The following is a 26113-nucleotide window of genomic DNA, read 5'->3' as shown; positions in this document are numbered from 1 at the left end:
TCTATCAGGATATGATCACCTTAATAACCGCAAGAATCCGTAGTCGCCAGCCGGACATTCAACTGCTGAAAAAACTGCAGCTAGGTTTTAAGCGATGCAGTACATGGAAAACCAGGCCGGGACCGATCCTTTTTGCCCCGTGCGCACTGTCCAGCAGATGGTATACACTGATCCATTATCTATTGAAGCCGGTACTGAAAAGCTATAAAATAAAAGGCGCCGTACTGAGTCTGGGTTTACCGTACAGGTTTTATTTTTTCTCCAAGACCTTCCCCTATTTCAGCCGGGATGCAGATATGCGGGTATTGTGGACATATGATGTATGGCAGCCAGACTATCCCAGGGTAGAAAAGCTGGTACGTGAAGGTAAAATAAACCTGCTCCTGTTGTCCAGTCACCAGGCAACTGAACATTTTTATAAATTAAAGATCCCGGGTTGTACGGTGGACTGGGTTCCGGAGACGATAAATGTAGAAGAATATAAATATAAGCCCTGGAACAGGCGCAGTATTCATGTGCTTTCTTTCGGTCGCGGATGGCAAAAATATCATGATCAAATAGTTGAAGGATGCAGGGAAAATAAGATTAATTACCTCTCACAACACGCAAGTGAAGATCATGACGTTGCTGTACATGGCCTAAAAAAGAATCTCCTCTTTCCTGGATGGACTGATTTTGTAAATGCCCTGGCAGACACGCAGATCTGTATTTGTTTTCCCCGGTCTGTAACTCATCCGGGGCTCGCCGGCAATGTATCAACGCTGACAATCCGTTACCTCCAGGCAATGGCTTCAAAGTGTCTGATCTTAGGAACGGCCCCCTTAGACATTGCCTATTTACTAAACTATAATCCCGTAATAGAAGTCGACTGGAGCGACCCCGTAGGCCAGATCAGAAATATTCTTGACCAACCAGCACAATGGCAGGCACTGGTAGAAAGAAATTACCTCACCGTGAGCAGGATGTTTCAATATAACAATGCAGTAGATCAGATTGACAGACTGATTAAATCACAGCTGGAAATTAATGAAATGAGTTTAACGGTCAATGCTTTCAAATACAATAGCATATGAAGATCTTACATGTAATTCCATCAATGAACCCTTCTGAAGGAGGCGTCTCTCAGGCAGTAAGGACGATAGTAAAAGGTCTAATCGAAAATGGGGTACAGAATGAAGTAGTCACATTCGATGATCCCGGAGCACTGTACTTATGTAATGACCCCTTTATCATTTATGCGCTGGGAAAGAAAAGAGGACCATGGTGTTATAACAGTAGTTTTTATCCCTGGCTGCTGACCAATCTGGGCGACTTTAATGTAGTAATCGTGCATGCCCTCTGGTCATATCCGGGTTATGCTATTCAGAAAGCCATGAAAAAACTGGCCGGCAGAACGTATGGAAAGGAATTGCCAAAGTTATTCGTGATGCCTCATGGCATGCTTGATCCTTATTTTCAGCGTGCACCGGAAAGAAAGCTGAAGGCCCTTCGTAACTATATTTACTGGGAACTGGTAGAAAAAAAGCTGATTAACGCCGCTGATGGCATTCTGTTTACCTGTGAGGCGGAAGCGACGCTTGCAAAAGAGCCTTTCTGGGGATATAAACCCAAAAAAGATATTGTGATAGGGATGGGAATAACACCTCCCCCACCTTTTAAATCCGAAATGAAAGCGGCTTTTATGGAAAAATGCCCCGGTCTTGAAAATGAACCGTATTTGCTTTTCCTGAGTCGCATTGACGAAAAAAAGGGGGTAGACCTCCTGCTGAATGCTTACCTGGATGCTTTGAAAAAAACCGCAGGTACGGGAATCAGCTTACCGAGACTGGTTATTGCCGGTCCGGGTATAGAAACGCATTATGGGTTCAGAATGCAGCAACTGATACTGGAAAATCCTGAACTGCGTAATGCTGTCTTTTTACCAGGCATGCTTTCCGGGGACGCTAAATGGGGCGCTTTTTACGGCTGTGAGGCTTTCATATTGCCAAGTCACCAGGAAAACTTCGGTATTGCCGTAGTGGAAGCTATGGCCTGCGGAAGAGCAGTACTGATTTCTGACCAGGTCAATATCTGGGAAAAGATCAGCCTTGGCGGCGGCTGTTATGTAGCAGGCGATACGCTGGATGGCACTTGCGGATTGCTGGACTACTGGCAAAAAACGTCTTATTCACATAAAGCCGCGATGGGTAAAAATGCCTACAGTTCCTTTAAGAGATGGTTTTCAGCATCAACTGCTGCTAACCAACTGTTGAGGGCTATTCAGGAATCTTAAAAAATCAGATCATGGAACCAAAAATATCCATTCTTACACCAGTATGGAATGGCTTACCTTATATAAAAGAGTGTATCAACTCGGTACTGAAACAGGATTTTCAGGATTGGGAGCTGGTAGTGAGCGACAATGGTTCTTCTGACGGAACACTGGAATACCTTGATTCGCTGGCGGACAAGAGAATTCGTGTGATCAAACAGACGGGTAATATCGGGATAATGGCCAATGTAAATTTCCTTTTCCAGCAGAGTAGCGCGCCTTTGTCTTATATACTTTGCGCAGACGATTATTTTATAGGGACGAAGGCATTATCTACTGTCATCAAATTTTGGCAGCAGGCTCCAGCCGAAGTAGGTTTTGTGACTTATAATCCCGCAGTGCCCACCAAATATCCTATTCAGCACCTGGAGTATCAGGTGCTGCCAGAGTTCATTAAGCCAGGGCAGGCAGATAGCTGGTTTCTGATTTTCGGGAACTTTTGCGGGAATCTTTCCTGCATGAGCGTCAGGACGGAACTGGTGAATAAAACCAGTGGATTTGATCTGGCTTTTCCTTCTGCAGGCGACTTTGAGTTTTGGAGCCGGCTTGCCCGGATCACTGGCATGGCTGTCCAGCGGGATGAAATAGTTTATGTCCGCAGACACGAAAAGGTAGCCTCGAATTACATGAACCTGAAAGGGGAAGGCTTTCAACAACATGTTCAGATTTACGAAAAAATCCTGAATACACTGGCAGCTGACAGTAAGCTGAAACGCAAAGAGCTGATCAATTATTTCAACTACGAGATCTGCTCCTACCATTACAGGGTGGCCATCAAAGCTGCATCAAAAGGTCATTTCACCTATTTGAAAAGACTACTACAAGCACAATCGCCCATCCTCTGGCCTTTACAAAGGCGACCTTATCTTTTTTCATTTTCATTACGGAATAAAAGACAGCGCCTGACCTACCCGATGGCACAGCAACTACTCAAGAATCAATCAATATAACCCATAAAATATGAAAGCAGTAATACTAGCAGGGGGCTTTGGCTCAAGAATTAGTGAGGAAAGCGGGGTTAGACCCAAACCCATGGTTGAAATCGGCGGTACACCGATTCTTCTGCACGTAATGAAAATCTATTCCACTTACGGCATTAACGATTTTATTATCTGTTGTGGTTATAAGGGCCATCTGATCAAGGAGTATTTTGCCAATTACTTTCTTCATAATTCGGATGTGACTTTTAACATGCGGAATAATGAGATGCAGGTGCATAAAACGCACACTGAGCCCTGGAATGTCACCCTCGTCCATACAGGCTTTGATACGCTGACCGGCGGAAGGCTGAAACGTGTGAAAGAGTACATTGGCGATGAAACTTTTTGCATGACCTATGGAGATGGTTTAAGTGATGTGAACATTGAAGAACTGATTGAATACCACCAATCACAGCACACTTTGGCTACGCTTACAGCAGTGCAGCAACCCGGCCGCTTTGGCGCATTTAACCTGGGTGCAAATGATACACAAATCAGTCATTTTCAGGAAAAACCCGACGGATCAGAAGAAATGCCATGGATCAATGGTGGTTTCTTTGTTCTGGAGCCGCAGATATTCGACTATATAGACGATGATAAAACTATATGGGAACGTGAGCCGATGGAAAACCTGGTAAGAGACAATCAGCTCTCTGCCTACCGCCATACCGGATTCTGGCAACCGATGGATACCCTGCGCGATAAAATGTTACTGGAAGAACTCTGGCAGGATGGAAAAGCACCATGGCATGTGAAATCGCTGGAGAAATCACTTCTGAAAACCTGAACATAAGCATCTTAAATAATTACAACATTTCGATTATGAGAATTTTGATTACCGGAAACATGGGATATGTAGGTCCCGGAGTAGTAAGTCAGCTCCGCACTGCCTTTCCAGACGCAACCCTGATTGGATATGACATGGGTTATTTTGCTTCATGCCTGACCAATGCTGCTATTTTACCAGAGAGTAAGCTTGATCTGCAGTTGTTTGGCGACATACGCACGATACCGTTTAACACCTTAAGTGGTGTAGATGTGATTGTTCATCTGGCAGCAATCAGTAACGACCCGATGGGATCACGTTACGAAAATATAACGCTGGATGTAAATTATAAATCGAGCGTCAGGCTTGCAGAAATGGCGAAAACTGCAGGTGTAAAAACATTTGTTTTCGCTTCGAGCTGCAGTATGTACGGTGAGGCGGATGGTCATGCAAAAACAGAAAATTCTACGCTGAACCCCTTGACGGCTTATGCACGTTCTAAGGTGCTCACAGAAAGGGAACTGGCAAACCTTGCAGACGAAGACTTTACCATCACCTGCCTTCGTTTTGCTACTGCTTGTGGTATGAGCGACAGGCTAAGGCTGGATCTGGTCCTGAATGATTTCGTTGCCGGAGCCGTTGCTTCAGGCAAAATCAGCATTCTCAGTGACGGAAGTCCCTGGCGACCGCTGATTCATGTAAAAGACATGGCCTTAGCGATTGAATGGGCTGTGCAGCGCAAGGCGGATAAAGACGATGAATTTCTGGCTGTAAATGCTGGTAGTGACACCTGGAATTTCCAGGTCTTCGAGCTTGCAGAAGAAGTGATTTCCGCCATTCCCGGCACAGCATTGAGCATTAACAGGGACGCAGCCCCTGATAAACGTTCGTACCGGGTGGACTTCAGTTTGTTCAGGGCGCTGGCGCCGGATCATCAGCCTAAACAGCAGATCAGGCAAACGATACTCGAACTTTTTGTTGGCCTGGTGAGTATGGGTTTCAAAAACGGCGATTTCAGAAACTCACCTTTTATGCGCCTGCACATCTTGTCCAGCCTCCAGGAAAAAAAACTGATCAATGGAAAACTGGAATGGACTTTCAAAGAATCAGAAATATCAGCAATTAACACCTTATAAATTTTACAGTTATGAATTTTCAAGAAACACCTTTAAAGGGCGCCTATGTTATTGAACTGAAACGCCTGACGGATGACCGTGGCTTTTTTGCCCGCTCTTACTGCAAAAATGAATTTGAAGCTTATGGTTTAAATACCAATGCAGTACAGGCCAATCTGAGTCATAATTATCGAAAGGGCACCCTGCGGGGCATGCATATGCAAAATGCCCCATTTGGAGAAACAAAATTGGTCCGTTGTACAAAAGGGGCAATTTTTGATGTGATTGTAGATTTGCGCGGAGAATCTGAGACCTACAGACAATGGTTCGGTATAGAATTAACTGCAGAAAATTTTACGATGCTCTATATCCCTGAGGGTTTTGCACATGGGTTTATCACACTGGAAGATGATACTGACGTGAGCTATCAGGTAACAGAATTTTATACCCCATCCGCTGAACAGGGCTTTCTCTGGAATGATCCTGCTTTTAATATCCAATGGCCCATCCAGCCGCAGGTGATTTCTGACAAAGACCGTGCACACCCGACTTTCGCTGAACAGTTATCAGCAGACATCAATAAATAGCCTTTTTCCAACCTTTTAATCTTTTACGAATATGATCATAATAGATACTGCATTAGCTCAGCTGGAAGCAGCAAATACCCCAATCAGAGTAGCCATGATAGGTGCCGGATTTATGGGCAAGGCCATTGCCCTGCAGATCTGCAGCTTTACGCCGGGCATGGAACTGGTCGCTATCTCCAACCGCCGGCTGCAGAAAGCCAGGCTGGCTTATGAGGATGCCGGGATAGCAGATTTCCAGGAAGTAACGACCATCGAACAATTGGAGGAGAATATCAGGCATAAACGTTATTCAGTCACTAACGACCCTTTTCTGGTTTGCCGTGCTGCAGGAATTGACGTGGTAATTGAAGTGACAGGAGCCATTGAATTTGGCGCCGAAGTAACGCTGGCAGCTATTGAAAATAGCAAACATGTGGTGTTGATGAATGCGGAACTGGATGGCACCGTTGGCCCGATACTGAAGAAATATGCCGAAGAAGCAGGAGTTGTACTGACCAATTCTGACGGCGACCAGCCGGGCGTAACGATGAACCTTTACCGCTTTGTCAAATCTATGGGTCTGAAACCTGTTTTATGCGGCAATATGAAAGGGCTGCATGATCCCTACCGTAACCCTACAACGCAGGAAGGTTTTGCGATGAAATGGGGCCAGAAACCTGCGATGGTATCTTCCTTTGCTGATGGCAGCAAAATCTCCTTTGAACAGGCCATTATTGCCAATGGAACAGGAATGCGCGTGGCAAAAAGAGGTATGATAGGTCCTGATGCCCCGGGCTTGCAACTCAAAGATGCCATCAGTATGTTTCCTGCCGAAGAACTGCTGAATGGTCCGGGAATAGTGGATTATATAGTGGGTGCCGAACCTGGTCCGGGTGTATTTGTGCTGGCCACCTCGGATCATCCTGTACAGCAACATTACCTGAACCTGTATAAATTGGGCACCGGTCCTTTTTATCTTTTCTATACGCCCTACCATCTCTGCCACCTGGAAGTGCCCAACACGGTAGCCCGGGCAGCACTGTTCCATGATGCGGCCTTAACTCCGCTTGACAAGCCCTGTGTGGAAGTTGTTGCTGCCGCAAAAACAGATTTGAAGGCAGGCAGTGTAATCGATGGTATCGGTCATTATATGACCTATGGCCTGTGTGAAAACATAGAGACCAGCACCGCAGAAAACCTATTGCCGATTGGCATCGCGGAGAACTGTATCCTGCGGCACGACATCCCAAAAGACCAGGTGCTGACCTATGATGATGTGATTTTACCCGATGGCAGGCTGGTAGATCAACTGCGCAGGGAACAGGTGGAATATTTCAATTTAAAAAATAGTCTTGTCATTTAACGCTTTAATAAAAATGAAATGGAATGCAGGTTTTGCGCATCAGAACTGACTGATGTTTTTATTGATCTGAACAGTTCGCCCGCTGCGAATTCGTTTCTTACCCATGAGCAGCTCGATCAGCCTGAGGCGGTATATCCGCTTAAGGTCTATACTTGCCGCGCGTGTTTTTTAACACAGATTGCGGAATATAAAAAATGCGATACCATCTTTGACGACCACTATGTATACTTCTCTTCTTTTTCCACCAGCTGGCTGCAGCATGCACGGGATTATACCTATGCGATGGTGGACAGATTCGGATTTAATGCAGATTCGAAGGTAGTTGAAGTGGCCTCCAATGATGGTTATCTGCTGCAATATTTTAAGGAGCAGCAAATTCCCGTGCTTGGCATTGAACCCACGGCAAATACTGCAGCAATTGCGCGCGCAAAAGGCATAGAGACCATTACCGAATTCTTTGGAACAAAGTTAGCCGCCACACTGGTGCAGGATGGCATAAAGGCAGATTTACTGATCGGGAATAATGTGCTGGCACATGTACCGGATATTGTTGATTTTGTAAAGGGAATGAAATTGATCCTAAGCAGTACAGGGATCATCACCATGGAATTTCCGCACCTGATGCAGCTGGTGCAGAACAATCAGTTTGACACCATTTACCATGAGCATTTTTCTTATCTGTCTTTTTACACGGTGAAACAGATTTTCGCTGCACAGGGACTGGCATTATTTGATGTGGATGAAATTCCTACGCACGGCGGTTCCTTGAGAATCTATGCCAAACATGCTGAAGATGCAACAAAGGAGATCTCGCCAAATGTAGCTGCCCTGCTCGACAAAGAAATCGGTAAGGGTATGAATACAATTGCCTATTACCAGAATTTCCAGGAAAAGGTGGAGAAGATCAGGGAAGATTTTACTGATTTTCTGCACAGGGAAAAACTGGCCGGTAAAAAAATTGCCGGATACGGTGCGGCAGCAAAAGGAAATACATTCCTGAATTACTGTGATGTTCATGAAGACAGCGTATCCTTTGTAGTTGATGCCAGTCCGCATAAACAAAACATGTGGCTTCCTGCAAGTCATATTCCGGTAGTTGAAGAATCGGTTCTACTGAAGGAGGAGCCGGACTATATCATCATTCTTCCATGGAACCTGAAAACAGAGATCATGGAGCACCTGAGTTACGCAAAAAGATGGCATGCTAAGTTCGTCACTGCTATTCCTGCATTATCCGTTATTGAAGACATACTTACCATAATTACCTAGTCTCCTTTAACCTTTCTTTTTAATATCCGGACCGCCAGAAATGGCGGACAGGGACTGCTATTGCCAAAAAAAACTAAAAAACGCTATAATGACACAAAATTCTACTCATCAAAAAAGAGTTCTGGTAATGGGCATTAACTTTGCCCCTGAACTTACTGGTATAGGGAAATATACCGGCGAAATGGCTGACTGGCTGGTGGATAGCGGGTACGAATGCACAGTACTCACTTCATTCCCATATTATCCAAACTGGAAGATCCAAAGACCTTATACGGGACGTTTTTATAAGAAAGAAATATGGAGAGATGGTCAGCTGAATGTTTACCGATGTCCTTTATATGTACCAAAAAAACCCACCGGATTAAGAAGAATTATACATGATGCGAGTTTTTTGATCTCCGCTTTTTTCATGACGGTTTACCTGCTCTTTAAACCTGGTCATCACCAGATTTTTTGTATGGCACCACCTTTTCACCTGGGTTTCCTGGCCCTGATGTACCGCTTCTTTAAGGGGGGCAAAATTGTTTACCACATCCATGACCTGCAAATTGAGGCGGCGAGGGACCTGAAAGTATTAAAAACACAATCAGCCTTCAGGGTACTTTTTGCGATGGAAAGTTATATCATTGACCGCGCCAACTATGTCAGTACCATCTCTTCAGGAATGCTGCATAAAGTGGCTAAAAAAACAAACAAGGAGGTGATACTTTTTCCTAACTGGGTAGATACAAAATTGTTCTATCCATTACTGATTGGCCGGGATGAGCTTAAAAAGCAGTGGGGCTTTGCGCCTGAGGATAAGATTGTATTGTATTCTGGTAGTATTGGTGAAAAACAGGGACTGGAAAGTCTGATCTCCATTGCCAAAAACCTCGAACACCATAATTCGATCAGGTTTGTGATTTGTGGTAATGGACCTTATAAGGACAGGCTGCTTAAACTTGCAGCCGATCATCAATTGAAGAACCTGATTTTTATACCTACACAACCCCTTAATGCATTTAATGCGCTCCTGAATATGACAGATGTTCACCTGGTGTTGCAGAAAAAGAGTGCCTGCGATCTCATGATGCCCTCTAAACTTACCGCGATCTGGTCGGCCGGCGGACTTGCTTTAGTCACTGCCGAGCCGGGCACAACCCTGCATGCGGTAATTAATGAAAATAAAATGGGTGTAGTGATTGATTGCGAAAATGAGCAATTACTCCTGGAAAGCATACTCGACTGCTGTACAGCTGATTATTCTGATGCGAATATCAACGGCCGAAAGTATGCAGAAACCTTCCTCAACAAGAACAATATTTTACAAGGCCTGATGGAACGTGTGGAAGAACCTGCTTTAGCCACCCTAATATCTTAATTCATGAAACAAGCAGACAAAATCGCCGAAAGGCTCAATATTTTTACCGGGGTTCAAAAACCACCTGAAGTAACTGTCATCCGGCTGAAATCGGCCTATCCGCAGGAAGAGCGTTTTAACCGCTATGTCAAACGCTCTTTTGATGTGGTATTCAGCTGCCTTGTCCTGTTATTTATACTTAGCTGGTTATATCCGCTGATTGCGTTACTGATCAGGCTGGACAGCAGGGGCCCGGTAATTTTTAAGCAGCACCGCAGCGGGAGAGATAATAAAAGTTTCTGGTGTTATAAATTCCGGAGCATGCGCGTGAACGACGACAGCCACCATAAACAGGCCAGCCGGAATGATGACAGGATTACCGGACTGGGCAGGTTTTTACGCCGGACAAGCCTCGATGAATTCCCGCAGTTCATCAATGTACTTATTGGAAATATGAGCGTGGTAGGGCCCAGACCACATATGCTTAAACATACAGAACAATACAGGTATGTCATCAAAAACTATATGGTGAGACATTACTCAAAACCAGGCATCACCGGATGGGCACAGATTAATGGTTACCGTGGAGAAACCCTGCAGACGGATGCGATGGAAAAAAGAGTGGAGCACGATATATGGTACCTGGAAAACTGGTCGGTTTACCTCGACATTAAAATCATTCTGCGGACTGTATCACAGGTGCTGAGGGGACATATTAACGCCTATTGACGGATCATTTAATTTTCAGGGCTTCCGTTTTGCGGACAATCTCTCTGATGACCTCATCAAGCTCAGCCGCAGAAACACAAAGATATTCCATCAGTTCATTTTGATAGTTGCAGGGTGAGCCCTCTGTTTTGAGTAGTTCTATTAACCCCATAATCCTTGCCAGCGGGGCACGGACGGTATGCGACTGTGCCCAGGCAATATCTTTCAGGCGTTCATTCTGACTTTGTACCTGATACAGGGTTTGTTTTATCACAGTGATATCTCTGAAGGAAGCGACAGCCCTGATAGCTTTCCCTTGTTCATTTCTTAAAAACAACATCCTGAACTGCAAATTGATGACTTCCCCGTTTGCTTTCATAAAACGGCATTCCGAATACAGGATATCCCTGTGCGGATCTGCGATCACCTGCTGCATTTCCTGCAGTACCCCGGCCCTGTCTTCCGGATAAATATTATCGGACCAGATCGTATTACTGTAAACGGCCAGATCATAGCCAAATATTTCATAGAAGCCACTCCCCCAGTCAGTGGTATCATTCTCTATATCCCAGTCGCAGATAGCCTCATCCGCTGCTTTTAATGCCAGCCTGTAGCGCTCGTTACTTAAACGGAGCTGATCTCTTTTAATAACCGACTCAGTAATGTCTGTAGAGTTCGTCACTATGCCGGCGACTGCGGGATCATCTGTTAAGTCGGTCGCCGTAGTCGCAATCCACCTCCATTCATTATTGCTATTGATAAACCTGAAAGGCTCAAATGTGACTCTTTTTTTCTCCGTTATGGAAGAGAGGGTGGCCAGCACACGTTTCCTGTCATCAGTATGAATAAATTCAAAAGCACTTTTACCAATAAAATCAGCCGGTAAAAAACCCAGAATCGATTTAAAACTTTCACTGACAAATGTATAATAGCCTTCTGAATCAATCACGGCGATCAGATCTGATCCTTCCTGCACTAAAGCTTTGAATCGCTTTTCGCTCTTCTGCAGTTCTTCCCTTGATTTCTCTAATTCCTGTTCTGACCTGATAATTGCCGTAATATCGGTGACCGTGATCAGTGCCGCTTTTCCCTGCATTGAAGTAATGAGGTTGCTGCTTATTTTAACGTGGATGACTTCGCCGTTCTTTTTTACATGCCTGTAAATCTCATTGGCATCATTACGCTTAAACGTTTTAATATAAGGTACTGCAAATCTGAAAAGATCAATGTCCTCCTTTAAACTCAGTTCAAAGATAGTAAGTCCTAAAAATTCCTCATAGGAGTAACCATAATGTGCCAAAGCAGCCTGGTTTACATCAATAAACTTAAGAGTGTCCAGATGATACACCCACATAGGCTGGGGACTGAGCTGAAAAATTTCATGCCAGTCCTTACCCCACTCCATTAAAGGTGTTTGCTGTTTGTTAATCATTTGTTTAGGCAATAGCTACTATACCATACGTGAAATCCAAATGGCCGGATCAAAAAAAAACCACTACAGGAATTTAAACTGTAGTGGTCTGTAAGTAAAATAATTACTTTATTTTTTCAATTGTTTTTTTGTAGAATCTGTTAATTGACGTTTCGCTAGTGAATGGCATTCATAGATGGCATCACTGAACATCATTTGCTCTGGCGGAGTTTTTTGAGTTGAAGCAGAAGGTCCTCTTAAAGCACCTACAAGACCTAATTCTCTCGCAACATATACATATCTGATCGCATCAATCACTACCCCTGCAGAGTTCGGAGAATCCTGTACAGACAGTTGTGCGTCAAAAATAACAGGAGCGCCCATAAAACCTTCTAATTCCAGACGGAAGTTGGCTACTTTATTGTCTCCGTAAAATGAAATATATTCAGAAGGACCTGCATGCAGGAAGCTGTCCTCAGTAGAGATGCCTCTGATATCATTTTGTGCCCTGATTACATTTTCCTTAGAGATTTTCTTAGACTTCAGACGGTTTTTATCTTCCATATTCAGGAAGTCGGTATTTCCACCCACATTTCTTTGAATATGTGCTTTTACGTGGTGCCCTCTTTCAAAAGCAAGTTCCTGCAACATCTGGGAAACAATACTTGCACCAAACTGGCTGCGCATATCATCACCAATAATAGGAATACCCGCATTAATAAATTTCTGCTCCCAAACAGGATCAGATGCAATAAATACAGGAATACAGTTCACCAGGGAAATACCCAGTTCAATACATATCTCTGCATAGAATTCTGTAGCTAACTGAGATCCTACTGGCAGGTAGTTGATCAGTACTTCTACATTATGTTTGCGCAGTTGTTCTATAATTTCACCACGCAGGGTAGTTACCAGATTTTTGTCATAATCAACACCATCGATCAGAACATCTGTAGTTTTCAGTTCATCTTTGATCACAAATCTGTTGGCCTCAGGATAAGCACTCATCTGTGGTGATACCCCGTCAATAACAGGTGACCTGTAAACAGGAGCTTCTGTTTTGATCGCTGCGTTAAGGACGATTGTACAGTTCGGTTTAGCAAAGATGGCATCTTTTAAAGGCTGACCAATTTTTCTTTCATCTACATCAAATCCACAAACAAATTCAATGTTTGCAGCTTTATATCCACCAATGTCATCAGCCATTAAGCCCGATGTTTTATCAGTGAACTCTGTGTAGTATTCTACACCCTGTACAAGTGAGCTGGCGCAGTTCCCAACACCCAGGATCGCTACTCTGATTTTATTTTCTTGATTTTGCATTATTAAATTAGGGTTATTCTATTTTAGGCTGATGGATTAGTTAATAGAATGTTAATCAATCGTAAACCTGCGCAAAAATAGGAATCAACTTTAAATTTCAATCATTATTATTTATTTTGTCAGTAAAATAATCGTATTTAGCGAAAGTTTTACATTCTGACAACTTTCAATTTATAGTCAGGAGTTCAAATTTCATTAAATTACGCTAATTTACTTATCCTCAAAACGCTAACAGCATGTTAATGTTATTCTTTACAAACCCAATAAAATAATTATACATGCATATAAAGGAGTTGGAACGCCTAAAGGCCGTCGCCAGGTTTCTGACACCGGAAGCTGGTAAACAGGAAGAGCTGAAAGCTATTGTGGAACTTACAGCACACCTTTGCGGAACGCCTGTAGCCAGGATTACCCTCCTTGATGAAAACACGCAGTATATCACTTACAGTTTTGGTTCAGCTATAAAAAAAATTCCACGTGAGCAGGCCTTGTGCAATCAGGTCATTGATCAGGATGATGTAGTAGTGATCAAAGATAGGGCTAACGATACCGGGTTTTATGCAGGAGTCCCCTTAAAAACAACAGACGGGCATAATGTTGGCAGTTTATGTGTTATCAATGATTTGCCGGCAGATTTATCAGAAATACAACAAGAAATGCTGATGGCATTATCAAAACAGGTCATCTATACACTGGAATCAGAATACAACAGGCAAATTTTAACCGCGCAGTACCTGGAAGCAAAAAATGCAGCAATAAAACTCCGTTCCTTTTTTGAAAGCTCAACATCCTGCCACATGCTGATTGATAAAGACCTTAGAATAATAGTTTTTAACAAAGCGCTGGCGGAATTTATGCGGGACAACCACCAGATGGAAATGAAAGTGGAAGAAAATGTAATGAACTATGTGGGAGAAGATTTTACAGCTGATTTCCTGCAGCATTATCACAGCGCATTAACAGGAACCGCTGTTAAAACAGAAAGATCGCTGGTACATGCCGGCAGGGAAATATGGTGGCAGTTTGATTATAATCCGGCATTTGATCCCTCAGGGGAGATTATTGGTGTTTCTTATCACGCGGCAGATATCTCTGAACTGAAAAAAGCACAGCAGGACACACTGGACCGTGACCAGTCTTTAAAGGCAATCGCCTATATCCAGGCCCATGAAGTCAGGAGACCTGTCTCTTCCATATTGGGCCTGATGAATTTATTTAAGTTTGATGGCTATCAGGCCTCAGCGGATGACCTGATGATGATGGAGCGTGCCGTAAAAGAGCTGGATGAGAAGATCCAGCATATGGTGAAACATACCAGTAAAAATTAAAGCCTTGCATCCGCAAGATTCCTGTCTATAAACGATTTGGTATCAAAGATCAGCGCACCATTATTTCTGTAAGCAGCATAATCTATTTCCAGAAATTGCCGGTGTGCAACGGCCAGTACAATTGCCTTATATTCTTTTTGCAGGAGGACAGTTTCCAGTTCGATCCCATATTCCTGCATCACTTCTTCAGCGTTGGCCCAGGGATCATACACATCTGCAGATATGCCAAACTGCTCCAGTTCTTTATAAATATCAATTACCCTGGTATTCCTGATATCGGGACAGTTTTCCTTGAAGGCGAAGCCAAGAATCAGGACTTTATCCCCTTTCACTTTATCTTCCCTTGCAATCATCATCTTCACTACTTTATTGGCAACGAAGATGCCCATATTTTCATTTACGTTTCTGCCGGACAGGATGACCTGCGGACTATAACCCAAAGAATTAGATTTATAGGCAAGATAATAAGGATCTACACCGATACAGTGTCCGCCTACCAGTCCGGGTTTATATTTCAGGAAATTCCATTTGGTTGCCGCAGCTTCGATCACGTCTGTAGTATCAATCCCCAGTTTATCGAAAATCAGTGCGAGTTCATTCACAAATGAGATATTTACATCACGTTGTGCATTCTCTATTGCCTTTGATGCTTCCGCCACTTTAATACTAGGTGCTTTATGTGTTCCCGCGGTGATTATACTGCTGTACAATGCATCTACTTCATCAGCTATCTGAGGCGTTGAGCCTGAGGTAACTTTCATAATGGTAGTCAATGTATTTATTTTATCTCCCGGGTTGATCCTCTCCGGTGAATACCCACAGTAGAAATCAGCATTAAAAGTTAAACCTGAGTATTTCTCCAGTACAGGTACGCAATCTTCTTCCGTACAGCCGGGATAAACTGTAGATTCGTAAATTACGATATCGCCTTTTTTAAGGTAAGCCGCTACTTGTTTACTTGCTGCCAGTAATGGACGTAAGTCAGGCACTTTAAACTGATCTATCGGCGTAGGAACAGTAATGATATAAACCTGATTTGCAGCGAGCATTGCCGGATCAGCGGAAAGTGTTAACCGGGTATGGCCTGTTTGTAACACTTCCTTTAAACGTACAAGATCTGCTTCTCGGGTGTTATCCCTTAGCAAATTAAGTGCTGAAATACGCTCCTGATTAATATCAAAACCCAATACATCATATTTCTTCGCAAACTCAATGGCCAGCGGAAGACCTACGTAGCCTAATCCGATTACAGCAATTTTTGTTTGAGAATTTATGATCATGTCGGAAAAAATTTAGGTAGCAAACATACTAATTATCCCCGTGTAAGGGGAATTGAATTGTAATGTCTGTTCCTTTCCCGGGTTGACTCTCGAGGCTAATGTTCCCATTTAAATCTTCTACATGAGTTTTAATCATGAACATCCCCATACCTTTCCCTTCAATAGAGGTATCAATCCGCTTATATAAACTGAACAAGTCGGCACCATGTTGTCCCATGTCGATCCCCTTGCCATTATCCTTGAAAGTAATGACCAGCTGATCTTCAATTATTTGATTGCTGATCACAATTAGCGGCCGCTCTTCTTCTCTGCGATATTTGATGCTATTTAAGATGATATTATAAAAGATACTATACATATATCCTCTCACTGTGCTGAAAACAGGCATAGCAGTGAAGTCACACCTGAAAACAGCATCTGATTCCACTATGAGATGATTGATACTGAGAGTAATTTCATCTACAAGCTGCTGAAAATAAATATGTTCATTTTTCGATAGCAGGTTATGATCAGTCTGCAATGTCTGATTGATATCATTGATGATCGTATCCATAGTCCGGATAGAAGAATTTAAACCAGCTAACAGTTCACTATGCTGATGATCTGTATGCAATTCTTTTAAAAGCGCTGTCAAACCCATCATATTGGCGACCGGCGCGCGCAGGTTATGGGAGATGATATAGGTGAACTGTTCCAGATTTCTATTTCTCCTGATCAGCCGGGAATGATTACTGGCGGAGCTTCTGGCTTGTACTAGTGCGGCAGACAATTGCCGCTGTTTCATCTGGCTGGAAATGACATAAGGCAAACGCCATAGTTTTTCTTTCACTACGTAATCAGCAGCACCGGCCTGTAACAAAGACAGGGCTTCCATTTCCATACTTTCAGAAACCAGCAGCACAAGTGGAATGATTAATTTTTTTTTCCCCATTAAATGCAGTGCCTCTGCGGGATTAACAGCGTTTGCATGCTCATCTGCAATAATGATATCAGGAGCAACTTCTGTAAGGGCAAGCAGATAGTCTTTACGGGTATAAACCGGGTAACGAACATATTTATGAACCAGATCTTCTAAAACACTTAGTAAATGTCCAGGATCAGTATCGCGGTTACTAAGGTGAAGAATCTTTAATCTGTCGTTCATTGATGAGACGATATTTGCTATTTGGAGGTGCAAATATAAGCAATACAACTGATGAACAGACAGATAATGAAACTTTTAAACATAAGACTGTAAAGTATTTTATCCAAATGATTGTTTTACAAGTTATCTTCAATTCAATTATGTTAATATATAATAATTAGAACCTACACGTTATGTCCGGTTTGAAGTTTAACAGGGTTATTCTTTAGCACACACATATTTGAAATAAGAAAAGCGTATAGTGACAAAATTTCGTATTATTGGCATACACACCGATTTATGGAATTTTTCAGCAACCTAAAACGCCGCTATAATGCCCTGATAAAGGAATCGGCAGTCCCGCTCATGCAATCAAGAATTAAGATTCTTGCGTTTGGATTGGGCCTTTTGATGCTGCTGATTGCTACAATACTGATCCTGTTGATTTCTTCAGGTAAAACGGCAATCATGATTCGGCTAATTTTTCTTCTGCTGACGTTGCTGTACGCATCCTATCTGCTGTTATACAAAGCGAAATGGCGTAACGCCGCCCATATACTGCTCATCGCACTATCGTTGTTTATTTTAACCAATATACTGATGTACAAGCATGGCATTAATATGGTTACGTTCCAGCTGTCTATCATCATCATTTCTGCATCATTCTATATCCTTGGCAAAAACTGGGGCATCATGTATTCTGCGATTAATATCATGCCTATTATCATTACCTTCACGATGACCAGAGCGCAGGGGGGAAGCATTTATTTAAGTGATGCTGAGGTAAGTAGTAATACTTTTATGCTCTGCCTGGTCTTTAATTTCATCCTCCTGGTCCTGATGCAGTATGAATTCTTCAAATCATTTTATCAAAGTCAGATCAAAGAACGGGAATTGAATCACCAGCTTCAATCCGCCTTGAAGGAAGCACAAGAGGCCACCAGGATGCGCGCCGATTTCCTCTCTTCTATGTCGCACGAACTCCGGACTCCTCTTCATGCTGTAATTGGAATGACTAACGTATTAAGCATTGAAAACCCCAGGAAAGATCAGGAGGAAAATCTGGCTATCTTAAGGTTCTCATCAGAGAATCTACTGGCGCTCATCAATGATACATTGGATTTCAGCAAGATGAACGCAGATAAGATCGTGCTGAATAAGGCTGATTTTAACCTGACACTGCTGGTACAGAATATCAATGCGACTTTCCATACAAAGGCAGAACAAAAAGGAATCATATTAAAATTAACGAGCGATTTTGAAGATCAGCCGCTATTTGTGAAAGGTGATCAAACGAGATTGACACAGATTTTGAATAACCTGGTTTCAAATGCGGTTAAGTTTACTGATACTGGTGGACTGGTGGAAATGAGCATCAGTACCACAGCACGAACAGCTGAAAAAATCACCCTGTTATTTACGGTTAAAGACGATGGCATAGGCATCCCCGCAAATAAACATGATACTGTATTTGAACCCTTCCTGCAAGCTAACAACAACATTACCAAACGTTATGGCGGTACCGGTTTAGGGCTGTCGATTGTAAAAAGATTAATAGAGCTCCATGGCAGCAAGCTTAAACTGGACAGTAAAGAAAATGTTGGCTCTACCTTTTCATTTGACATCAGCTATGAATTAGCGGCAATACAGGAAATTATGCCTGTTGCAGTATCAGCTGCATCTACGGCCGATATCAGTGGACTGAATATCCTCATTGCTGAAGATAATATTGTGAACATCATGGTATTAAAGAAAATCTTAGAACAGTGGGATTGCGATTATTCTATCGCTAAAAACGGACTGGAAGCACTGGAAATGGTTAAAGCGGGCAGTTTTGATATCGTGCTGATGGATATACATATGCCGGTAATGGATGGTTTTGAGGCGGCGAGGCATATCAGGGAAATTCCCGATATCAGGCTGTCAAAAATTAAGATTATTGCGCTAACGGCATCCAGCGACGTAGATATTCAGCAATCTTTCAGTTATGCTTATCTGGATGATTATCTGACCAAACCTTTCCGTCCGGATCTCCTGAAAAAGAAACTGGAAGAATGTTTGTCCGGCGGTGCTTAATTCACCTGTACCTGCGATGTTGGCTGAAAGGAAATAAACTCTTCAATCAGATGGGCAATTTTTTGAGGACATAATGAATTGCAAAAAGGGGATTTTTGTATATAAAGCCAATCCCCGGTCTTGTAGCTTCGCCCAACAATATGTGTGCTGTCATCACCAAAACAATACAACTGGTAAAGTCCTGAACGCGGGTTTTTCTCGGTTACAAGATATACCTCGCCTCCTACGGCAATCTTACGTGATTTCATTAAGTTTCATTATGTATTGGTGTGTGAACACCTTATACCATAAATCAGGCCAATAAATAGATAAAACGATTTTTTAAATCCGGCGTTATCATTTTCAATATATGCTGATTGATGCAGTTTATATTTGTCGTGAATACTGGGCAATTATAATTTTATATCCTTTCTTATTATACTGTCGAAATAAAACTATACTTTGCGGTGTAAAGATTACACTATCATATATTTCCGAACCCGAATCAGTACTAATCATGGCCAGCAAAACCTTTAATTGGGAAATACTTTCATTAACAAGATTTTTATTGGCTTTTGTAGTCGTGATAGGTCACCTTACTGCTTTCACAAATGTCGGCTTCTTTAAAATACTCCACTATTTGGGTTCTTTTGAAGCGATACTGGGCTTTTTGCTGATCAGTGGACTTTCCATAGGAAAATCAATCTTAAGAAACAAGGAGTCTTATTTTCAGCGCAGAATTAAAAGGATTTACCCGGTTTACCTGGCGAGTATAGTTTTTACCTGTATTGTTCTTCCTCAACCCTTTACATGGACTTATGCGGGATTTATTTTACTTAATCTTGTGTTTCTGAATCAGGCCCTGACCAGTACATCATTAGTAGGACCTGCCTGGACTTTAGCGGTTGAAGTATGGATGTACAGTCTGGCGCCTGTTTTTCTTAAGATGAGCATGAAAAAATTAAACATGCTTATTTATATCTCGTTTATTAGTTATTGTATCTATACCTGCGGACGTACGTTGTTTAAATGGGACTATTATGCAGGAACCAGTTACGGTATAAATTTACTTTTACTTTCGTTTATTTGGATCGCCGGTTTTGCAATGGCCATCTTCCCTGATAAGAAAAAATCAACCGCTATCCATATTGCTGCAATATTTGTAGTACACATCGCGCTAAAAATAGCAATTCAAGTCCTGTTTCGTTATAAACATCATGAATTGGGATTGATAGCCTCCACTGATCTGCCTGGTTTCATAGGCATTATCGCCTGCCTGGCCTGGGTATATTATGTAGTGATTTACAATCACAAAGTCCCGGTATTTTCCAATCCTGTTAATAAGATTCTGAATTTATTGGGCAACATTTCATACCCTCTATACCTGGTCCATCTTACACTGTTTAAACAGTTTGACAAATGGAAAATCAATAATGTACTTATCATGATTGGCAGTGCGATATTATTTTCGTGGATTGTCTATTATATTTTTGACTTTTATAGCAAAAAGAGGGAAGCTAAATTTACTGCTTCTTCTTAACGCCGCCAACGTTAATTACGGCACCAATGCTGAAAATTGAATTCCCCGCGGTCATATATTTTCTGTTCTTTAAGCCGAAGTTACCACTGCTGGTGTATTGCAGCTGCACGGCATCACTTAAACGCATTCTGGTAAAAAATATAGGCTCCAGAAAGATGTTGTCTTCCTTTGCCTGAGCAGTTCCATTAATTAAAAAGACATCCATTCCTACATGACTGATCCTTAGTGCAGTGCCATAATTCAGCGGATAGTTATTTCCAAACAAATGAAAATTACTCTTTTTCTTGGAGCTGTAATTCACCTGCAAAAATGTTTTGCTATACTCTACTTTCTGCAGTTCTGTACTGAGCAACACATCATTTTCATAGTTTCTGTAGGTACGCAGAGTATTGCCGCTTCCAATTCCGGCATATACTTCAATGATCCTGTTGTTATCCGGACCAAAAGCGTCGAAATATCCTGCACCTGCTTCGATCAGCTTATGTTCAAAATCTTTGCTGGTCTTTTCACTTTTCATGTAGGCACCGCTTAAGAGTACGCCAAAATGATTAGATAAGGCATAGGCACCATTAAAATTCCCATTTCCCTTCAGCGAGATATGTGCACCACCGCTAAACTCTCCTTTTGAGCTCAGCATAGGCGTATTGGGCACGTTGGGCATATAAACAGAGGAACAGGAATAGAGAAATATAAGCCCTGAGAAAGCGATTGACCGGTATATTTTTAACATAAATGGAATGGTTTCACTGCGAAAATAATAAAATTTAGCCGCTTACATTCATTTAAGCTTATATCCATTTACTTAAGTAGGCATTGAACGCTTCTTTATAGGCGTCACCAATGGTAACGGTTAGTTCTGCAATGTTTAAGCTATTTTTATTGACAGAATGCACCTTATCAAGTGCTACAATATAGGAACGGTGTACCCGCATAAAGGTTTTTGAGGAGAGCTTCTGCTCTAATGCTTTTAAACTGGTCAGCGTCAATATAGGTTTATCCGTATTTTCGAGATAAACCTTCACATAATCTTTCAGTCCTTCAATATAGATGATATCCTTTACGGCTACCCGGATTAACTGGTATTCAACTTTTAAAAAGATATAATCTTCCTGTTCTGTACCGGAAATGGCGGAGACAGGTTTCAGCATCTCTGCATAGGTTCTCGCCTTATTTGCTGCTTTCAGAAACTCCTCATAGTCGAACGGTTTCAACAGGTAGTCCAGCGCATCTACTTTATAGCCTTCAATTGCATAATTGTTAAATGCCGTCGTAAAAATTACTCTCGGACCCGGATTTCCAGGCTGTTTTTCCAGTAAACGGGCCATCTGAATCCCTGTTAAATCAGGCATCTGAATATCCAGAAAAATGAGATCTACCTGCTCATCATGAATAAAATCCAGCGCCTTTATACCACTGGAAAATTTACCTGCCAGTTGCAGAAATGGAGTCTGTTCAATAAAACTACAAACCAGGCCTAAGGCCAGCGGCTCATCATCTACTGCTATGCAATTCAGTATCATCAAGTGTAAGGGTTAAATGAACAATAAATTCATTAGTGTCTGCTGTTTTAGCGGCGGAGAAAGTATGCCTTCCCGGATATAACAAATCCAGCCGCCTTTTTGTGTTGGTTAAACCTATGCCGCCATAACCATCTGCCGTAGCCCCATTTTCATTAAAAACCGAGTTCTTTACCGTCATTGTCAGGACTTTTTCTTCCAGTAAAAGTTCAATGGCGATAACAGATTGCGCTGTTGTGCTGATGCCATGCTTAAATGCGTTTTCAATATAGGGTAAAAATAACATCGGTGCGATATGCATATCCTGCCGGATCAGCGGTCCTTCAAAAGTAACGGTAGTCATATCATTCAGCCTGAGTTTCATCAATTCGATATAATCTACAATAAAAGAAATTTCTTTGCTTAGAGGAGTGATTCCGGCTTGTGTATCGTATAAAAGGTAACGCATCATTCGCGACAGCTTATGCAATGCACGCCGGGAATTTTCTATATCTACATGCGTCAACGCGTAGATATTATTTAGTGTATTGAAAAAGAAATGGGGATTAATCTGCGCTTTCAGAAAAGACAATTCTGATCCGATCCGCTCTTTCTCCAGTGCTTCACGCTCCTGTTTATCTGCCTGCCATTTCTGTATAAGGGTAATACTGGTACTGATCCCCACCACCATGAGCGTGACCATAATGATGAACACATCGATTTTATCTCCTCTTTTTGACAATTTGATTATCCCATTTTTTTTAAATGCCTGCTCCATTAAATCGGGCAGCTGCAGACTATCATCTATAGCCCTGACTAATGGTCCCGCAAGGAAAGAGAGCGCGATAACGATAATAATAAAAGCCAGGTTTTTATTCTTCAGCAGTAAAGCCGGTACAAGAATAAAGCTGTTGAGATAGAAAACTACGACCAGGATCAGCAGAATAAAGGCCTGTTTAACCCAGAACTGATAAGGCAGACTGATATTCCATGTTAATGGCAGATAAAAAAGCAGTACGGAAGCAAACAAGGTCCACATTAAGACATGGAGCAAAATGGCGATATACGGACGGCTTTTAACAGGTATCATCTCTTTTAATTTTAGGCATGAATAAGATATGTGCAAGGTATGAAGCTGTTTATAGAGCTACAACTATTTCCGTCTATACGGATCGCGTTCTGATCGGCGTTTTTGTACTCCTTGTAGAGTGAGTTGATAAGGATGATGTAAATGTTAATCATGTACATGATTTAAACATAGATCCTGCAAGGGATGGACCAAAAGGAAACACACAGGATTCCGGAAGAAAAAAGGTAAACTCAGGTCTTCTCTTTCTTTTTTAACGCCCGAGTTATGGATAATCTCACAACATAGCCGCTTTTTTATATTTTTCCCTAATGAGAAGTCCCCTCTTTTACTTTAAACACATGAAGAACCGCAGGAAACAGCGCATCCATACTTTCTTCTGCGCCCTTCACAGATCCTGGCAATGTCATTACCAGCATTTGTTCCATAAATCCGGCTAGCCCCCTGGATAACATCGCATAAGGCATTCTTTCCTGTCCATACCCCCGGGCTGTTTCCATAATTCCGGGTATTTCTTTGTCAAGCAAAGGTTTGATGGCATCAGGCGTTACATCTCTTGGGGACAAACCAGTTCCCCCGGTAAAGACTAAGAGGTCAAATCCCTCCTCTTTGAGGCTGATTGCTTTTTGCTGAATCTGATCAAAGTCGTCTGGAATGATATCATAATGATTGGTCTCCAGTTTGTATTGCTCCAGCTTATGGATGATCGCTTTTCCTGATCCGTCTTGTTTGTTGCCGGCAGTAATGCTATCAGAACAAACAACTACCGCACATTTTAATGCTGTACCATCTGACTTATACTGACTTTTACCGCCTGATTTTTGTTGCAGCCTGATATTTTCAATTTCAATTCCCTTGTCGATAGGCTTGAGCATGTCATACAAGGTTAACGCCGTTACCGCAGCAGCATGCATCGCTTCTACCTCTACTCCTGTTTTATAAACGGTATGGACTTCAACACGAATAATAATATGCAGGCCTTCTATTTCATGGCTGATTGCGGTATACTCTATAGGAAGCGGATGGCAATCCGGAATCACATCGCTGGTTTTTTTTACAGCAAATAGTCCCGCAACTCTGGAGAACTCAAAAACGTCTCCTTTGGGTACTTTTCGCTGGACGATTGCATCTATGGTGGCCTGTCCGGAGACTTTAACCATGGCAATAGCTATTGCTTTTCTGAGGGTATTTGATTTGTGAGTGATATTTACCATTATTTATTCTCTTTCCATTGGTGGGATTCATTTGTCAGGATCTCTTTTCCCCATATAGGCAATTCGGCTTTGATACGCTCTACCAGTTCATCGCATGCTTCCATGGCAGCTTTGCGGTGTGCAGATGAGGTGAAAACGAAAAGACAGACCTCTCCAGCGGGCACCAAACCCAGGCTATGGTGTACATGCAGGCAGGTGAGCGGATATTTTGCGAAGATATCTTCCCTGATCTGGTACATCATTTCGAGTGCCATCGCTTCGTATGCGCTGTAGTTAATCCCGGTAACATTTTCATCACCAATCTGATCTGCACGTACCTGGCCGAGGAAGATACTGTGTGCACCTATTGTCGTGTTACTTTGGTGTTTTTGGATGCTTTCCGCGATGAACTGAGCAGGAATAGCACCGTTGGTAAATATATTTTTAAGCTTTTTTTCTTTCATATTATCTGATAGTCAAACGTGAGATGCCCCCCTTAAGGCTATAGTATTCTTTAGCAGGATAAGCAGCAGCCAGGAGTTCAGCGGCTATGACGCTTCTTATGCCCGACTGGCAAAATAAAATTACCTTGTCCCTGACGATTAACGGAATATCCCGTTTTAACTCAGATAAAGGTAAACGGATATAGTTAAAGTCGGCCGCAAGAGGTATTTCATTCCTTTCCCGTACATCAATTATAGTATAACTCTCCTCGTAATTCCCATCACTCGTCAGCGCCTTCAACTCTTCCGCGCTTATCTCTTTTACATCATCCCCAGCCGTTTTTATCCCACAGAACCAACTGTAATCCATTTCCTGAAAAGCCTCCAGTGTGGCGGGTAAACTTTTGGCTGTTGAATTCGCCGATGACAATTTTATCTTGTAAGATTGGCAGGTGTACATATCATATATCAGCATCTGGTTGATGAGCGGTTCGCCAATCCCGGCAATCAGTTTGATGGCTTCATTGGCCTGCATGGTACCAATAATTCCTGGCAGCACACCCAATACGCCCGCTTCGGAGCAATTAAGGACCTCTCCCGGCTGTGGCGCAACCGGAAACAGATCTCTGTAGTTAACCTTCACCCCTTCCCGATCAGGAACATTGAAAACAGCCACTTGTCCTTCAGCAGCCGACAATGCGCCATAAATTAAAGGTTTATTCAACAATACACAGATATCATTGACCATGTAACGGGTAGGAAAATTATCCGATCCGTCAATCACCATGTCGTACTCACCAATGATTGCTGCGGCATTGCCGTTACTAAGTTGTACAGGATAAGGGACGATGGTAATGTCAGGATTGAAAAGTCTTAATTTTTCCGCTGCACAGGATGCTTTGGACTTACCTTTATCTGCTACGGTATATAAGATCTGCCGGTGCAGGTTACTCAATTCAACCACATCATGGTCCACAATACCCAAAGTACCTACTCCTGCAGCGGCAAGGTATTGTAATATCGGGCAACCCAAACCTCCGGCACCTATCACCAGTACCTTTGACTGGAAGAGTTTTTGCTGACCTGTGATACCGAAGTCTTTCAGCAGCACCTGCCGCTGATACCTTTCTACTCCTTTTATAGCGGAACCTGTCATTTTAACCTCCCGAAAATGGTGGCATCAGCGCCACAGTCATGCCATCTGACAAAGGCGCATTACCGTGAATAATACTTTGATTAACTGCAATCTGATAACGCAGCTGTGCTAATTCCGGATACGTAGCCATAAGCTGTTTACGGACTGCATCGGTATCTGCAACGTTGCCTATCCGGAGCGTGTGCTGACCGGTAAGTTCTGTTAATCTGCCAAATAATAATACCTGTACTTCCAATTTAATACGATTGAGGGCTATTGAGC

Annotated in this window: 25 protein-coding genes; 13 read left to right on the top strand and 12 right to left on the bottom strand. The window is 42.5% G+C overall.

Annotated elements, in window-relative coordinates:
* Window positions 1–11 precede the first annotated feature (11 nt).
* From OQX62_RS17150 to OQX62_RS17105, 10 genes are all read left to right on the top strand, one after another.
* Entirely contained in the window at window positions 12–1073 is a 1062-nt protein-coding gene (locus OQX62_RS17150; protein WP_265832846.1) for a glycosyltransferase, read from the top strand.
* The gene (locus OQX62_RS17145; RefSeq protein ID WP_265832845.1) at window positions 1070–2272 is read left to right on the top strand and encodes a glycosyltransferase; all 1203 of its coding nucleotides are present in this window, start codon (window positions 1070–1072) and stop codon (window positions 2270–2272) included. The genes OQX62_RS17150 and OQX62_RS17145 overlap by 4 nt, the downstream gene beginning before the upstream one ends.
* Before the next feature lie 11 nt (window positions 2273–2283).
* The gene (locus OQX62_RS17140; RefSeq protein ID WP_265832844.1) at window positions 2284–3261 is read left to right on the top strand and encodes a glycosyltransferase; all 978 of its coding nucleotides are present in this window, start codon (window positions 2284–2286) and stop codon (window positions 3259–3261) included.
* A 10-nt stretch (window positions 3262–3271) separates the two neighbouring features.
* Window positions 3272–4078: a glucose-1-phosphate cytidylyltransferase gene (gene rfbF / locus OQX62_RS17135; protein WP_265832843.1), complete on the top strand. Its 807-nt coding sequence runs from the start codon at window positions 3272–3274 to the stop codon at window positions 4076–4078.
* A gap of 35 nt (window positions 4079–4113) precedes the next feature.
* Window positions 4114–5193, top strand: coding sequence for an NAD-dependent epimerase/dehydratase family protein (locus OQX62_RS17130; RefSeq protein WP_265832842.1), 1080 nt, complete (start codon window positions 4114–4116; stop codon window positions 5191–5193).
* An 11-nt stretch (window positions 5194–5204) separates the two neighbouring features.
* Window positions 5205–5759, top strand: coding sequence for a dTDP-4-dehydrorhamnose 3,5-epimerase (gene rfbC, locus OQX62_RS17125; protein ID WP_265832841.1), 555 nt, complete (start codon window positions 5205–5207; stop codon window positions 5757–5759).
* 31 nt (window positions 5760–5790) lie between these two features.
* The gene (locus OQX62_RS17120; protein WP_265832840.1) at window positions 5791–7101 is read left to right on the top strand and encodes an NAD(P)H-dependent oxidoreductase; all 1311 of its coding nucleotides are present in this window, start codon (window positions 5791–5793) and stop codon (window positions 7099–7101) included.
* Between the two features lie 18 nt (window positions 7102–7119).
* On the top strand, window positions 7120–8370 hold the full coding sequence (locus tag OQX62_RS17115; protein WP_265832839.1) for a class I SAM-dependent methyltransferase: 1251 nt from the start codon (window positions 7120–7122) through the stop codon (window positions 8368–8370).
* Window positions 8371–8458: 88 nt separating this feature from the next.
* Window positions 8459–9730, top strand: a complete 1272-nt coding sequence (locus OQX62_RS17110; protein ID WP_265832838.1) for a WcaI family glycosyltransferase — start codon at window positions 8459–8461, stop codon at window positions 9728–9730.
* A 3-nt stretch (window positions 9731–9733) separates the two neighbouring features.
* Window positions 9734–10438 carry an exopolysaccharide biosynthesis polyprenyl glycosylphosphotransferase gene (locus OQX62_RS17105; protein WP_265832837.1) on the top strand — a complete coding sequence of 235 codons (705 nt, stop codon included), beginning with the start codon at window positions 9734–9736 and terminating at the stop codon, window positions 10436–10438.
* Between the two features lie 4 nt (window positions 10439–10442).
* Here the strand turns inward: OQX62_RS17105 and OQX62_RS17100 are convergent, their stop codons facing one another.
* Entirely contained in the window at window positions 10443–11849 is a 1407-nt protein-coding gene (locus OQX62_RS17100) for a PAS domain-containing protein (protein ID WP_265832836.1), read from the bottom strand.
* Between the two features lie 108 nt (window positions 11850–11957).
* The gene (locus tag OQX62_RS17095; RefSeq protein ID WP_265832835.1) at window positions 11958–13151 is read right to left on the bottom strand and encodes an inositol-3-phosphate synthase; all 1194 of its coding nucleotides are present in this window, start codon (window positions 13149–13151) and stop codon (window positions 11958–11960) included.
* Between the two features lie 278 nt (window positions 13152–13429).
* Between OQX62_RS17095 and OQX62_RS17090 the strand changes: the two genes are divergently transcribed.
* Window positions 13430–14479, top strand: coding sequence for a GAF domain-containing protein (locus OQX62_RS17090; RefSeq protein ID WP_265832834.1), 1050 nt, complete (start codon window positions 13430–13432; stop codon window positions 14477–14479).
* On the opposite strand, the gene OQX62_RS17085 is transcribed toward OQX62_RS17090, so the two are convergent.
* Together OQX62_RS17085 and OQX62_RS17080 are read right to left on the bottom strand one after the other, a co-directional pair.
* Window positions 14476–15759: a nucleotide sugar dehydrogenase gene (locus OQX62_RS17085; RefSeq protein WP_265832833.1), complete on the bottom strand. Its 1284-nt coding sequence runs from the start codon at window positions 15757–15759 to the stop codon at window positions 14476–14478. The genes OQX62_RS17090 and OQX62_RS17085 overlap by 4 nt on opposite strands.
* Window positions 15760–15787: 28 nt before the next feature.
* Window positions 15788–16903 (bottom strand): sensor histidine kinase, encoded by a 1116-nt coding sequence (locus OQX62_RS17080; protein WP_265832832.1) that lies wholly within the window; start codon window positions 16901–16903, stop codon window positions 15788–15790.
* 279 nt (window positions 16904–17182) lie between these two features.
* Here OQX62_RS17080 and OQX62_RS17075 point away from each other — a divergent pair, with 279 nt between their 5' ends.
* Entirely contained in the window at window positions 17183–18958 is a 1776-nt protein-coding gene (locus OQX62_RS17075) for an ATP-binding protein (RefSeq protein WP_265832831.1), read from the top strand.
* Here the strand turns inward: OQX62_RS17075 and OQX62_RS17070 are convergent.
* Window positions 18955–19206: a hypothetical protein gene (locus OQX62_RS17070; protein WP_265832830.1), complete on the bottom strand. Its 252-nt coding sequence runs from the start codon at window positions 19204–19206 to the stop codon at window positions 18955–18957. The genes OQX62_RS17075 and OQX62_RS17070 overlap by 4 nt on opposite strands.
* A gap of 248 nt (window positions 19207–19454) precedes the next feature.
* Here OQX62_RS17070 and OQX62_RS17065 point away from each other — a divergent pair, with 248 nt between their 5' ends.
* Window positions 19455–20477 carry an acyltransferase family protein gene (locus OQX62_RS17065; protein ID WP_265832829.1) on the top strand — a complete coding sequence of 341 codons (1023 nt, stop codon included), beginning with the start codon at window positions 19455–19457 and terminating at the stop codon, window positions 20475–20477.
* Here the strand turns inward: OQX62_RS17065 and OQX62_RS17060 are convergent.
* The 7 genes from OQX62_RS17060 to OQX62_RS17030 form a co-directional block, all read right to left on the bottom strand.
* On the bottom strand, window positions 20461–21207 hold the full coding sequence (locus OQX62_RS17060; RefSeq protein ID WP_265832828.1) for a hypothetical protein: 747 nt from the start codon (window positions 21205–21207) through the stop codon (window positions 20461–20463). The genes OQX62_RS17065 and OQX62_RS17060 overlap by 17 nt on opposite strands.
* 58 nt (window positions 21208–21265) lie before the next feature.
* Entirely contained in the window at window positions 21266–21997 is a 732-nt protein-coding gene (locus tag OQX62_RS17055) for a LytR/AlgR family response regulator transcription factor (RefSeq protein WP_265832827.1), read from the bottom strand.
* Window positions 21969–23063, bottom strand: a complete 1095-nt coding sequence (locus OQX62_RS17050) for a sensor histidine kinase (protein ID WP_265832826.1) — start codon at window positions 23061–23063, stop codon at window positions 21969–21971. The genes OQX62_RS17055 and OQX62_RS17050 overlap by 29 nt, the downstream gene beginning before the upstream one ends.
* 305 nt (window positions 23064–23368) lie before the next feature.
* Window positions 23369–24274: a bifunctional molybdenum cofactor biosynthesis protein MoaC/MoaB gene (gene moaCB / locus OQX62_RS17045; RefSeq protein WP_265832825.1), complete on the bottom strand. Its 906-nt coding sequence runs from the start codon at window positions 24272–24274 to the stop codon at window positions 23369–23371.
* Complete coding sequence (locus OQX62_RS17040) at window positions 24274–24717, bottom strand: molybdenum cofactor biosynthesis protein MoaE (protein ID WP_265832824.1); 444 nt, start codon at window positions 24715–24717, stop codon at window positions 24274–24276. The genes moaCB and OQX62_RS17040 overlap by 1 nt, the downstream gene beginning before the upstream one ends.
* Before the next feature lies 1 nt (window position 24718).
* Window positions 24719–25852 (bottom strand): HesA/MoeB/ThiF family protein, encoded by a 1134-nt coding sequence (gene moeB, locus OQX62_RS17035; RefSeq protein ID WP_265832823.1) that lies wholly within the window; start codon window positions 25850–25852, stop codon window positions 24719–24721.
* Window position 25853: 1 nt separating this feature from the next.
* Window positions 25854–26087 (bottom strand): MoaD/ThiS family protein, encoded by a 234-nt coding sequence (locus tag OQX62_RS17030; RefSeq protein ID WP_265832822.1) that lies wholly within the window; start codon window positions 26085–26087, stop codon window positions 25854–25856.
* Window positions 26088–26113 lie beyond the last annotated feature (26 nt).

The sequence above is a fragment of the Pedobacter sp. MR2016-24 genome (assembly GCF_026239655.1).
Lineage (GTDB): Bacteria > Bacteroidota > Bacteroidia > Sphingobacteriales > Sphingobacteriaceae > Pedobacter.
This window is presented reverse-complemented; position numbering and strand designations above follow the sequence as displayed.